This is a genomic window from Collimonas sp., assembly GCF_044339385.1.
Lineage (GTDB): Bacteria > Pseudomonadota > Gammaproteobacteria > Burkholderiales > Burkholderiaceae_D > Collimonas.
In genome coordinates this window covers 1-11278 of sequence record NZ_JBIIVN010000080.1, presented here as the reverse complement: position 1 = coordinate 11278, position 11278 = coordinate 1, and the positions used below count along the sequence as shown (strand labels likewise).

Genomic DNA, 11278 nt, shown 5'->3' with positions numbered 1-11278 from the left:
AGCAAGAAGTGGACGATGCCATTGCGGGACTGGAAGGGAGCACTTAACCGCTTCACTATCCAGTTTGAAGAACGGATGAAGCCGAATTAAACGAAATTCCGTTTACACAAAATCCAGCACACCCTCATCCTGACCGGAGCGCTGAAACAGTTCAGGCACTTCCCACCACCGCAGTCAACATGCTGATCGCGCCGATATCGATGCCGTCCACCGCAATCGATATCGCTTCATCATCCTGCTTGGCGCCGGCAATGTACAACAGCGGCAGATAGTGTTCCGGCGTCGGCACCGATAATTGCGCATCGCTGCCCTGATCGGCGTAGTCGATCACTACCTGCAAATCGCCCTTTAGCAACGACTCGCGGATATGATCGTTGAATCGTACCGCCCACTCGTAAGCCGAGGCAACGCCGCCGCGCTTCATCAGGCGCAGGTTGTGCACCACATCACCGCTGCCGATGAGTAACACGCCCTGCTCACGCAGCACTGCCAGCTTGCGGCCCAGATCGAAATGAAACTGCGCTGGCTGCGTAGCATCGATGCTCAGTTGGATCACCGGCACATCGGCCTTCGGGAAAGCCTTAACCAGCACCGACCAGGTGCCGTGATCGAACCCCCCAGGATTGATCCATCGCCACATTCAGCGGTGCCAGTAAATCGCGCACCTGCGCGGCCAGCGCCGGCGCGCCGGGAGCCGGATAGCGGATGTCGAATAATGCCTGCGGGAAGCCGCCGAAATCATGGATGGTTTTTGGCATCGGCATTGCCGCCACACCGATGCCGCGGGTATACCAATGCGCGGAAATCGACAGAATCGCCTTCGGCCGCCGCTGCGCCACGCTAGCCCCGAGTTGTTCCCAGGCGGCGGTATAGCGGTTGTCTTCCAATGCATTCATCGGGCTGCCGTGACCGAAGAAAATCGCCGGCATGCGGCTTAAGCCTGGGTTGGCGAGTGGCTTGTCGCGCATAGTCACCTTGATCCCTTTCAAAAAAGTTTCCCGCGATCCGCTTATTTTGCCTTGCTCAACGCAAATGCGCCATTCCCCAGCAAGGCGATGGCAATCGCAGTCACCACCATGAATGCCGGATATTCCCAGCCGCCGTTCGGGCTGGTAAAGACCCAGCCGTTCGGCACGTGGACCGACAACGCGCCCAGCAATACCGGCAGCGAAATGACAGCGGCAATCCGCACCCGCAGGCCGAGCACCAGCGCAAGACCGGACAGCACCTCAATGGCCACCACCGGGTACACCGACCAGGCCGGAAAGCCTTGACTGGCAAAGAACCCGGCGGCCCCCGGCAGCGTGAAGATAAATACTTTCAAATAGGCGTGCGCCAGCAATGCAATACCCAAGGTCAAGCGCAGCAAGGTGGCGGCATAAGCGCTGGTGTCGACAGGTTTGGTAATCATGATGTCTTTCCTCGTGGTGGGTGAAGGTTAAAACCATGCGAGCCGAGCTGCATACTCAGGCAATGGCTCGACAATTTGTTGATGGATTGGCTTTCACTATATATTCTTGCAACCGGAAGAAAAATACGATTTTTATAAAATACTATTTCCGAATTCCAAAACAATAAGGTGTGCCGATGAACCTGTTTGAAGCGATGAAGGTGTTTGTCAAAGTGGCGGAGGCCGGCAGCCTGTCGGGCGCAGGACGCATCCTGGGTCTGTCGAATCCGTCGGTGACGCGGCATATTGCCGATCTGGAAACCTACCTCGGCGCGCGCCTGCTCAATCGCAGCACCCGACGCCTGAGCCTGACCGATACCGGCAGCGCCTATCTGGAGCGTTGCCGCCAGTTACTGGCCGACCTCGAACAAGCCACGCTAGCCGCCGGCATGCACGCGGCCAATCCAAGCGGCGTCCTGCGCATCAATGCGCCGGTGTCGTTTTCCGTCAATCATCTAGGCAGGCTGCTACCGCTTTATGCGCAACGTTATCCGAATGTCGAGCTGAACGTGACCTTATCGGACCGGATTGTCGATCTGGTCGAGGAAGGTTTCGATCTGGCGATCCGCATCGGCAAATTGCAAAACTCCAGCCTGGTGATGCGCAAGCTGGCGCCGGCGCATGTGCTGACCTGCGCCGCCCCCGCCTACCTGGAGCAGCACGGCGTGCCGCAGCATCCGGACGACCTGGCGCGGCATGCCTGCCTGACCTACGCCTATACATTGCCCGACAACGAATGGCGCCTGCAGCGCGATGGCAAGGTGCATACGGTACGCGTCGGCGGCGGCTTCCATTGCAACAATGGCGACCTGCTGCTGGCGGCCACGCTGGCCGGCAGCGGGATCATCCGCCAGCCGACCTTCATTATCGGCGACGCCATCCGCGCCGGAAAACTACTGCCGCTACTGACCGCTTACCACGGCGACCCGCTGGCCGTCCATGCGGTCTATCCAAGCCGACAACATCTGTCGGCCAAAGTACGCACCTTCGTTGATTTCCTGGCGCAGCAGTTCGGCGAATCGCCGGCATAGGATCGCGATTTGCCAATATGACAAAAGGCCGCGCGCGCGGCCTTTTGTCATGCTTAACAACAATGTTGGCGCCTACTATCGCGCCAACGCTGATTTGATCGCTTACTTCTTGCTGCGTGGCGTCGCCGCTTTGGTCAACTGGGCGGAGGCATTGCTCAGGTTGGCCTCCAGCGCTTCCACCGCCTGCTTGGTATTCTTGGTCAGTTGTTCATAGCCGGCATTGGCATTACTGATCACGGTTTTGAGGATGGCAATCGCATTTTCTGAACCTGCCGACGCATTCTTGCTGACTTCTTCGATCAATGCGTTGATGCGGCGCGTGGTCTCGGCAACTTGTGCTTCGGCCGCACGCGTCAATTCAGCCTGGGTACCTGTGGCGATGTCAGCCAGGTGGCGGCCGTAAGCGGCGGCCTTGTCGGCGCCGGGCTTGGCGTGCGCGGCAGAGATATTCAGAAATTCCTGGGGATCCTTGGCGCTCAACAATTGCTTGGCGGTGCCGCTGGATTCTTCCATCGATGCCTTGGCGGCACTGAGGTTGGGTTCGATGACTTTCTCCACCCCTTCGAAGGTCTTGGTAGTGAGGGTATTGAGTAATGCCAATTGCGCTTCGAAATGCGCTTTGGTGGCTGCGGCGAACTGTTCATGAAACGAAAACATGGTCTTCTCCTTTGTGAACGAATCAACTCTTACAAGGTTGTATCCAACTGCGGCAAAGCACATTACGTGGTTTCGACATCCAGGGCACACATCATATTAACGGCTCCGGCAAGGTTGCTGGAAGGTTTTTTTCAGCCTGCCGCCGCAGCGCAGGCCTTGCGAGACCTGGCCTGAGCGCCAGGCGCATTGCGGCAGGCATGATAGGCGGCAATCGAATCTTCAAACAGCCGCCGTGCTGCGGCTGCCGGCAGCTGCGCCATGCGCTCGGCCAGCTTGCGGCTGACCTGGAAATGCTGGTAGTCGATTGGCTTTTTCCAATCCCCGCCCCAGATCACAAAGCCGTGCCGGGCAAATATTTCCACCACCTGCTCGCTGCTGCCCTGGCGCTGCGCCGTGCGCTGCCCAAAGGCCTTGCCGGCCGCTGGGCTATACGTCGGCCGACCTTGCGCATCAGGCAACACATACGGGTTTTGCAAAGGATTAAGGTCGATCGCCAAACCGTATGCATGCAAGGAGATTGCCTTACCGCCGGTGATCGGCCGGTCGTTAAACGCAGAGGTATTATTGTCCGCCATCGACGCCTCATCGTTGCCTTGATAATGCTCCATCAAACGGGCCCGCGCAAGCGGGAAGCGGCGCTTGAAGAGTTCCTGGAAGATGGCTTGCACTTGCGGGGCGACTGCCGCCATCACCATGATTTCGCCATCGTCGTGGCGCTTGCCGTCGAAGTCGACATACCGGAAACGCACCACTTGTAACTGCTGGCAATTGACCGGCGCGCCAGGCTGCAACACGCGCTGACTGACCGCTTTGCATTGCTGGCTATCCAACCCCGGCGCAACGGATGACTGCGCACTGGCGAACGTCGTCGCGCCAAACAGCAGCGGCAACAACAACCTGAAACGCCATAACGTGATCTGCATCAGGTCAGCGGCGGCATGACTAGCTCATGCACCGCCAGGCCGGCGTCAGAACTGCCGAAAGTTTCGCCGTTAGCGCGAATGCGCTCGGCCGCCTGCATGGCATCTGTATAGCCCTGCTCCCAGCGCCATTCGACCGAGCCGCGTGAAAAATTGATGTCCTTGGATGGCATGTTCCAGTCATGACCGCTGTAACGCAGGCGTACGATATGAATTGTGCTGTTGTCGGACAGGCCCTCGAATTCCTTGAGATCCGATTTCTTCCGCAACGCCGGCGGCAGCTTGTCGTAAAGCGCCTGCGCGGTGCGACGCAATTGATACATGCGTAAGTAATTTTCGATGTGGCGTTCCGAACGCGAGGCAAACGTTACGTCTTTCTGACGGTTGGTGATCTGATCCAGGGTCAGTGGTTCGGGGCCGTTGGCACTCCATAAATCCACCATCACACATAAGGTGTTGCGCTCGGCGTCGTTCTTCGATTCGTCGTCCAGCACCACTTCCAGCGGCGTATTTGAATACAGCCCGCCATCCCAATACAGATCGCCATCGATCCGCACCGGCGCAAAGCCAGGCGGCAAGGCACCGCTGGCCATGATGTGCTCGACACCGATGGTCCGCTCCAGCGAATCGAAATTGGTCAGGCTGCCGCAAGCTACCCGCATCGCGCTGACCGTCAGGCGTATCCCGCCCGGAGCGTTAAGGTACTTGAAATCGACCAGCCGCGCGAGCGTCTCGGCCAACGGCGTAGTGTCGTAGAAACTGGCTTGTTCAGCCTCTACTGGCATCCCCAGCAGAAACGGATTGAACCCGCGCGGCGAGAAAAATCCCGGCACGCCGCGGGTCGTCACATCGGTGGTGGTCCACCAGGTGTTGAACTGGCGCACGCTGTCGGGAACCTGGCTCAAATCCATCAGATCGCCGTGGCCGACTTGTTCCCAGAATTGCTTCAGGCGCGACAGGCGCAGATCGCGCTCGTTACCGGCGATGATCGCCGCATTGATTGCGCCAATCGAAGTTCCCACCACCCAATCCGGCGTCAAGCCATTCTCATGCATGGCATGGTAAACCCCGGCCTGGTAAGCCCCCAGCGCACCGCCGCCCTGCAACACCAGCGCCACCCGCGGTGTTGTGGAACCGGCTTTGCTGTGAGTAAGTGGTTGCGACTTGGAAGTGGTCTTATTGCTCATTTGACGCCCGCCTTACGTAACGATGAGCAACTATATTAACCGATCACGATGGCAGGCAGCGGCAGCACTCCTGTATGTCATGAAACCATCACAAAAAAATAACGACGCTGACGTTTCCAGGATTGCGTTTTGATCAATTCAAAAAAGACTTGTTACGGACCAGGAAATTCTCGGCGCATGTCCGCGCAATCTGCAACAGACCAATAATCCTGCTTTTGTGCTCCATCACGGTGCCGCAGTTTATTTTTTTTGATCATATAAATTGCCAGTCCGATCAGCAGCACGACCCCAAACTCCATCCCGACTACAACGTACTTTGCCATGATGTTTTACCAAGAAAGTCAGTCAATTTATAACAGTAACGTGGCCACGAGATTAACGTCCAGCGTCATGCCACGGCGCCAGCATGCTGGCTGAGGCCTTCAATGGTAATAGCGTTGGCGAAGGTAATTGCCGGCATACTCAGGGAATTGCCCGTCCAAAGCAAAGACCCTGAGCCGACGCCAAAGCGTAAAATGACCCATCACGCAGTTTCTGCGGCACATTTCAAGTTAGCCAATCATGACTATTCTGCTGTCCACGCTCAACGCGCGCTACTCCCACGCATCTCTCGGCCTGCGTTACCTGCAAGCCAACATGGGCGCGTTGCGCGAGGCCACACAGTTGCATGAGTTCGTGATCGGCGCCAAGACTACCGATATCGTCGAGAAGCTGCTGGCGCACAAAGCCAGCACAGGCACGACCATTGTCGGCTTCGGCGTCTATATCTGGAATATCGAAGAAACCACCAAGGTGGTGGCGATGCTGAAGCGGGTCGCTCCCGATATCGTGATCGTGCTGGGCGGGCCGGAAGTGTCCTACGAATCGGCCGAACAGCAGATCGTGCAGCTGGCCGATTACCTGGTGACCGGCTGGGGCGATGTGACCCTGCCGCAGTTGTGCAAACAGATTCTGCATGGACCGAAGCCGCTGATGAAAGTGCATGTCGGCGTGCAGCCGCCGATGGCTGATATCGCCTTGCCGTACAACCTGTACAGCGACCATGACATCGCCCATCGCACGCTGTACGTGGAAGCCTCGCGCGGTTGCCCTTTCAAATGCGAATTCTGTTTATCGGCGCTGGACAAGAGCGCCTGGCCGTTCGCGCTTGACGACTTCCTGGCGGAGATGGAATCGCTGCATGCACGCGGTGCGCGGCTGTTCAAGTTTGTCGACCGCACTTTCAACCTGAACGTCAAGACCAGCCTGAAGATCCTGCAGTCCTTTCTCGACAAGCTGGCGGCCAATCCGGATGATCCGGTGTTTGCTCACTTCGAGCTGGCGCCGGATCATTTGCCGGATGCGCTGAAGGACGCGATCACGCAATTCCCGCCGGGCGCGCTGCAATTTGAAATCGGTATCCAAAGCTTCAATCCAGAAGTGCAAGCGCTGGTCAGCCGCAAGCAAAACAACCAGAAAGCGGCAGAAAACATCCGCTGGCTGATACAGCAATCGCACGCGCATTTGCACGTCGATCTGATTGCCGGATTGCCGGGTGAAGACGTCGACAGTTTCGCCCGCGGCTTCGATAAGCTGGTGGCGCTGCAGCCGCATGAAATCCAGTTCGGCATTCTCAAGCGCCTGCGCGGCACGCCGATCATTCGCCACACCGAACCGTTCGGCCTGATCTTCGATCCGCATCCGCCGTACTCCATCCTGGCGACCAACCTCATCGATTTTTCAACGATGCAACGGTTGCAGCGTTTCTCGCGTTATTGGGATCTGGTCGCCAATTCAGGGCGCTTTGCGCATACGTTGCCAATCTTGCTGGGTGAGACGCCGTTCGCCAATTTTATGGCGTTTTCCGATTGGCTTTACGGCAAGACCGATGCCACCCATCGGATCGCGCTGGAGCGCCTGGCGGGCCTGGTCGGACAGTGGTTGCGCCTGCAGGGAATGCGCGAAAGCGCGGTCAATGCGGTGCTAAGCACCGATTACGCCGGTAAGCCGCCAAAACAGGCAGATTTGCAACAGGTCGCTGCAAAAAATGACCATGAGGGCTCAGTGGCGCCGAAACGTCAGGCTCGTCATTTAGCCCACTGATTTGGCCGCATCAAGTTCCAACATATGCTGACGCCACACCGCAATCAGGCGCTGGGCCACATTGCCCATCGCCGCCAGCGCAATGCTGCTGCTGTGATTGATGATCATCAACGCATACACGTCAGCAAGCGCGTTGACTTCGGGCGACAACGCGCATTCCTCACCTATCGCAGGCCGTTGCAGGCGCCAGTAATTGATGGCTTATTCCAGTTCTGGCAATGATATATCCATGCTTTTATTGTACCTGTGGCCGGCGAATTTTCAGAGACCCCGGACAAAAACGATCAAAAGACAACACCGGCAACCAGGATGATGTTGGCATACGGCGTGAACTCACCGCTGCGGATCACCGCTTTGGCGCTATGCGTCATGCGCTTAAAGTCGGCATGCGACAGGGTGCGCTTGTCGGGCAGACAGAGCGCATCAATCTGTCGCGCTAAATGCAGGCTATGCAGCGCCAATTCGTCGGCCAGGACATGATGCTCAACCTGCATTTCGGTCAGGATGGTCTCCAGCGTCACCATGAACCCCGGCACGCCGCGCGTCAGCGCCAGATCGATCAACGGCACACCGGGCGGCACCGGCAGGCCGGCATCACCGATCACCACGCTTTCGCCGTGGCCCAGCGATGCGATCAGTCGCGACAATGCGATATGCAATAAAGGGCTTTTCTTCATCTCAAGCCTCCACTTCGTGACGATAAGGAATTGAAGTTTGTGCGCCAATGCGCGCGACGCTCAATGCCGCAGCGCGTTGCGCAAAGGCGATAGCATCGGCTTCGCTGCGCCCTTCTGCCAGCGCTGCGACGAAGCCGCCGATGAAAGTGTCGCCGGCGGCGGTGGTGTCGATGGCCGTGACCGGCTGTGCAGCAAAATGCACAGATCCTGAAGACAGTGCCGCGTAAACCCCTTTTGCACCCAGAGTGATCAGCAAGTTATCAGAACCGCCGGCGCGCAATTTTGCGATGGCAGCATCAATCGCGGCGTCGTTGTCGAGACTGGCTTCAGGCAGCCCGGCCAGCATTGCCGCCTCAATTTCGTTAGGAATCAGATACTGCACCTGTGCCAGCAAATCGGTGGGCAGTGTCTGCGCCGGGGCCGGATTGAGTACGACAACTTTACCTAAATCGTGCGCCAGCTTGATCGCATGCCGGATGGTTGGCAACGGCGTTTCTAACTGCAACACGACGATCTGCGATTGCGCCATCAGCGTACGTGCGGCATCGATATGGGCCGGACTGAGCGCGTCGTTGGCGCCCGCGGCCAGCACGATGCTGTTCTGCCCATTGGCATCGACCAGGATTGACGCCACGCCCGATGCCACGCCTTTGATCGTGCTGACATGGGTGTCGTCGATACCATCGCTGCGCAACGCGCTGCGCAGTGCAACGCCAAAGACATCGTCGCCGAGACAAGCGATCATCGCCACCTTGACAGTGTCGGCGCTGAGACGCGCGCAGGCGACTGCCTGGTTAGCCCCCTTACCGCCCGGGATAGTCTGAAACTGCCCGCCAGATAAGGTTTCACCAGGGTGCGGCATGCGTGGCACATGCAATACCAGGTCCATATTAATACCGCCGATGATGACGATCATGTGAGTCTTGTCGAGATGAGTGCGCTATAGTTTATCGTCGTCAAGACCTGACGGTCGAGTCGCGAATGTGTAATTCGGGGGCAATCGTCTGTCGCTGCAAAGGCCGCTCCGGCGCGGCGATCCGCGCCAGCAGACATTGCGCCGTCAACTGGCCGAGCTGGCGCGTATTCTGGGCCACACTGGTCAGCGTCGGATGAACAAATTGCGCCAGGTCGATATCGTCGAAACCGACCACCGCCAGTTGATCCGGCACCGCCACGCCGCGTTCGGCCGCCGCGCGCAGCGCGCCAATCGCCATCAGGTCGTTGCAACAGAAAATCGCATCCGGCAACTCCTTCATGGCCAGCAGGCTGCACGCCGCCAGATAACCGCCAACGCTGGTGAAATCGGCATACGCCAGCAAATCGTCGGGCAGCGCAATGCCGCCGTCGAGCAAGGTTTGGCGCAGACCGGCGATCCGCTCACGCGAGATATCGAGATCTGCCGAGCCGCCGATACAGGCAATCCGGCGCCGCCCCAATGCCAGCAGATGCGCCGTTGCCAGCGCACCGCCGGCAACGTTGTCGACCGCCACCAGGTCAATCGCCATATCCTTCGGCGCCCGGTCCAGCAGCACGGTCGGCACCTGCATCTTGCGCAGCAGTTCGCCGTCTGTCTGCGCCAGCGTCGCGACAATCAAACCGTCGCAGCGCTTGGTCAGCAGCATGTTGAGGTAATCGCGCTGCTTGGCCGGATCGTCATCAGAGTTGCAAAGAATGACGCTGTAACCAGCCGCATAACAACTGTCTTCGATGCCACGCGCAACTTCTGAAAAATACGGATTGGTATTGTTTGGAATGATCAGGCCGATACTGCCGGTGGTCTTGCTCTTCAACGAACGCGCCAAAGCGCTCGGTACATAGGCCAGCGCCTCCACCGCCGCCAGCACGCGGTGACGGGCATCGTCGCTGACCGGGCGGGTCTGGTTAAGGACGTGCGACACCGTGGTGTATGACACCCCCGCCTTGCGTGCTACATCCTTGATGGTTGCCATAGTGTTTGCTCAGTACTCAAATACATTCATGAGGGCGCGCATTATTGCCCACCCCTTAAAGGGGCACAATATTAATTACCATAATATTTCGCCACAATATTCGGCCACCCTGTTTTGTGAGACATACACCTGACATCAACCTGGCGAACGCGCTCCGCGGCGACGATAAGTATCCAGCACCACCGCGCCCACAATCACCAAGCCGGTGACAATGCGCTTGATCGGCTCACTGACCCCGACTTGCGCCAGCCCGGCTTCCAGCACCGAGATGATCAAGACACCGATAAAAGTGCTAACCACCGAACCGCGCCCCCCCATCAGGCTGGTGCAGCCGATGACCACTGCCGCGATCACCTGCAACTCCAGGCCGACGCCGCCGTTGGGATCGGCTGCTTCCAGCCGGGATACCTGGAACAACGCGCCCACGCCAGACAGCAAACCCATCAATGCGAATACCAGTACCTTGCTCGGGCGCGGATTGATACCCGCCAGACGCACTGCCTCCTCATTGGTGCCGATCCCGATCCAGTGGCGCCCGAGCACAGTCTTGGTCAACACCAGATGGCCGATGATGACGATCAGGATCGCCGACAGAAAAGCCGGCGACATGCCGAGCAGGATCGGCGAGCTGATGCCATCGACGGCGCTGCCGATGTATTCGGTGCGCGAATTCGTCACCTGATAGGCCAGGCCACGCGCCATTTCCAACACCCCCAGCGAGACGATGAACGCGGGGATTCGCCAGCCGACCGAAATCACGCCGGTCACCATGCCGCACAAACTGGCCACCAGCACCGCCAGCACAGCGGCGCCGAACAAGGGCCAGCCCCAGCGCACCATCGCCATCGACAACACCGATGCCGCCAGCGCCATTACCGAACCGACTGAAAGATCGATGCCGCCAATGATCAGTACGAACGTCATGCCGACGGCCATCACCACCAGCGTCGGGATATCGTTGGATAGCGTTGTAAACGTGGCGAGCGTAAGAAAGTTTTCGCTCAGGAAGGAAAACAGCACGCACATCGCCAACAACGCGCCGATCAGGCCGAGGTAGTTCTTTAGGCCTGACATGCTGCGGGCAAGAGACAAAGTACGCGATGAAGAACCGGAAGAGGAACTGGAAAGTGTTGTCATGATCTTGTGTATGTTGAATGCATTGTCGGTGCGCAGCTCAGACAGCCTGCGCGCTTGGCGCTGAGGGTGTGCTGGATTTTGTGTAAACGGAATTTCGTTTAATTCGGCTTCATCCGTTCTTCAAACTGGATAGTGAAGCGGTTAAGTGCTCCCTTCCAGTCCCGCAATGGCATCGTCCACTTCTTGCT

14 protein-coding genes are annotated in these 11278 nt (G+C 58.2%); 2 read left to right on the top strand and 12 right to left on the bottom strand.

Features of this window, described 5'->3' with window-relative positions:
* Nucleotides 1–151: 151 nt before the first annotated feature.
* From ACIQ0R_RS07515 to ACIQ0R_RS07505, 3 genes are read right to left on the bottom strand one after another with little or no spacing between them, the layout of a single operon-like run.
* On the bottom strand, nt 152–640 hold the full coding sequence (locus tag ACIQ0R_RS07515) for a hypothetical protein (protein ID WP_395825699.1): 489 nt from the start codon (nt 638–640) through the stop codon (nt 152–154).
* Nucleotides 582–968 (bottom strand): dioxygenase, encoded by a 387-nt coding sequence (locus ACIQ0R_RS07510; protein ID WP_395825708.1) that lies wholly within the window; start codon nt 966–968, stop codon nt 582–584. The genes ACIQ0R_RS07515 and ACIQ0R_RS07510 overlap by 59 nt, the downstream gene beginning before the upstream one ends.
* Before the next feature lie 41 nt (nt 969–1009).
* Nucleotides 1010–1411 (bottom strand): DoxX family protein, encoded by a 402-nt coding sequence (locus tag ACIQ0R_RS07505; RefSeq protein ID WP_395825695.1) that lies wholly within the window; start codon nt 1409–1411, stop codon nt 1010–1012.
* A gap of 176 nt (nt 1412–1587) precedes the next feature.
* Between ACIQ0R_RS07505 and ACIQ0R_RS07500 the strand changes: the two genes are divergently transcribed.
* A complete protein-coding gene (locus ACIQ0R_RS07500) occupies nt 1588–2481 on the top strand; it encodes a LysR family transcriptional regulator (protein WP_395825692.1) in 894 nt (297 codons plus the stop codon).
* 102 nt (nt 2482–2583) lie between these two features.
* On the opposite strand, the gene phaP is transcribed toward ACIQ0R_RS07500, so the two are convergent.
* The 4 genes from phaP to ACIQ0R_RS07480 form a co-directional block, all read right to left on the bottom strand.
* Nucleotides 2584–3138 (bottom strand): TIGR01841 family phasin, encoded by a 555-nt coding sequence (gene phaP / locus ACIQ0R_RS07495; RefSeq protein ID WP_395825689.1) that lies wholly within the window; start codon nt 3136–3138, stop codon nt 2584–2586.
* A gap of 131 nt (nt 3139–3269) precedes the next feature.
* Entirely contained in the window at nt 3270–4061 is a 792-nt protein-coding gene (locus ACIQ0R_RS07490; protein WP_395825686.1) for a M15 family metallopeptidase, read from the bottom strand.
* A complete protein-coding gene (locus tag ACIQ0R_RS07485) occupies nt 4061–5245 on the bottom strand; it encodes a patatin-like phospholipase family protein (RefSeq protein ID WP_395825681.1) in 1185 nt (394 codons plus the stop codon). Before ACIQ0R_RS07485 ends, ACIQ0R_RS07490 begins: the two co-directional genes overlap by 1 nt.
* Before the next feature lie 152 nt (nt 5246–5397).
* Nucleotides 5398–5568 (bottom strand): hypothetical protein, encoded by a 171-nt coding sequence (locus tag ACIQ0R_RS07480; protein ID WP_395825678.1) that lies wholly within the window; start codon nt 5566–5568, stop codon nt 5398–5400.
* Nucleotides 5569–5806: 238 nt separating this feature from the next.
* Here ACIQ0R_RS07480 and ACIQ0R_RS07475 point away from each other — a divergent pair, with 238 nt between their 5' ends.
* Nucleotides 5807–7327 carry a DUF4080 domain-containing protein gene (locus ACIQ0R_RS07475; RefSeq protein ID WP_395825675.1) on the top strand — a complete coding sequence of 507 codons (1521 nt, stop codon included), beginning with the start codon at nt 5807–5809 and terminating at the stop codon, nt 7325–7327.
* On the opposite strand, the gene ACIQ0R_RS07470 is transcribed toward ACIQ0R_RS07475, so the two are convergent.
* The 5 genes from ACIQ0R_RS07470 to ACIQ0R_RS07450 form a co-directional block, all read right to left on the bottom strand.
* A complete protein-coding gene (locus ACIQ0R_RS07470) occupies nt 7316–7525 on the bottom strand; it encodes a DUF3717 domain-containing protein (RefSeq protein ID WP_395825705.1) in 210 nt (69 codons plus the stop codon). The two genes, ACIQ0R_RS07475 and ACIQ0R_RS07470, sit on opposite strands and share 12 nt — an antisense overlap.
* 86 nt (nt 7526–7611) lie before the next feature.
* Nucleotides 7612–8004, bottom strand: coding sequence for a D-ribose pyranase (gene rbsD / locus ACIQ0R_RS07465; protein WP_395825672.1), 393 nt, complete (start codon nt 8002–8004; stop codon nt 7612–7614).
* A 1-nt stretch (nt 8005) separates the two neighbouring features.
* Nucleotides 8006–8920: a ribokinase gene (rbsK, locus tag ACIQ0R_RS07460; RefSeq protein WP_395825669.1), complete on the bottom strand. Its 915-nt coding sequence runs from the start codon at nt 8918–8920 to the stop codon at nt 8006–8008.
* Between the two features lie 40 nt (nt 8921–8960).
* Nucleotides 8961–9953 carry a LacI family DNA-binding transcriptional regulator gene (locus ACIQ0R_RS07455; RefSeq protein WP_395825666.1) on the bottom strand — a complete coding sequence of 331 codons (993 nt, stop codon included), beginning with the start codon at nt 9951–9953 and terminating at the stop codon, nt 8961–8963.
* Between the two features lie 135 nt (nt 9954–10088).
* Nucleotides 10089–11027 (bottom strand): ABC transporter permease, encoded by a 939-nt coding sequence (locus ACIQ0R_RS07450; protein WP_395825702.1) that lies wholly within the window; start codon nt 11025–11027, stop codon nt 10089–10091.
* Nucleotides 11028–11278 lie beyond the last annotated feature (251 nt).